The following is a 588-nucleotide window of genomic DNA, read 5'->3' on the forward strand; positions in this document are numbered from 1 at the left end:
GCCGGGGGGCGGCGCGGCGGCGGGCTGCGGCGCGGCCTCCTCGGCGAAGCGGGCCAGGGCCTGGCGCAGCGACGGGGCCGGCGCATCGGGTTCCGCCCTCACCGGCTGGTTGCCAAATGAGCGGTAGCGGATGCCCGGCGCGCGCAGCGCCGCGACCACCCTGGCGACATCGATATCCTGACCCATCCGTCGCCCCTGCTCCCTTCCCGACACCTAGAATGCCCGCTGGCCCCCCGTGGCGGAACCTCTGAATTCATGACGCCTTGTCTCTAAAATCGTTCAGAGTGGCGTTTTATGACTCAGCAACGGTCAGAAGCAATTTTAAGACGGCTGCATAATAATCGTCCCGCCCCGGCATCGGCAATGGCGATTCCGGCGTCCGAACCGCGGCCGGGCCCAGCGCCTGGCGCTGCACCCAGCCGGCCAGGGCGCGCAGCCCGGGCGCCGCGGTGTAGGGGCCGGGGCGGTCGGTCTGCAGATCGACCCAGGCGGCGCCGTGGCCCTGCGCCGCCTCGGCCCAGAAGCGCGCCGCCGCCTGCGCCGCCGGCTCCGCCGCCAGACCGGCCCAGCACAGGTAGAAGGGCACGC

1 protein-coding gene and 1 pseudogene are annotated in these 588 nt (G+C 72.3%); both read right to left on the reverse strand.

Features of this window, described 5'->3' with window-relative positions; genetic code table 11:
* Positions 1-186, reverse strand: a 186-nt coding sequence (locus HMPREF0731_RS22720) for a hypothetical protein (protein ID WP_007006628.1), incomplete at its 3' end; no start/stop codon positions are given.
* Positions 187-292: 106 nt separating this feature from the next.
* Positions 293-588 (reverse strand): annotated as a pseudogene (locus tag HMPREF0731_RS22725) (glycosyl hydrolase family 8); the annotation flags it as partial.

Origin of the sequence: Pseudoroseomonas cervicalis ATCC 49957 (assembly GCF_000164635.1) — a bacterium.
Taxonomy (GTDB): domain Bacteria; phylum Pseudomonadota; class Alphaproteobacteria; order Acetobacterales; family Acetobacteraceae; genus Pseudoroseomonas; species Pseudoroseomonas cervicalis.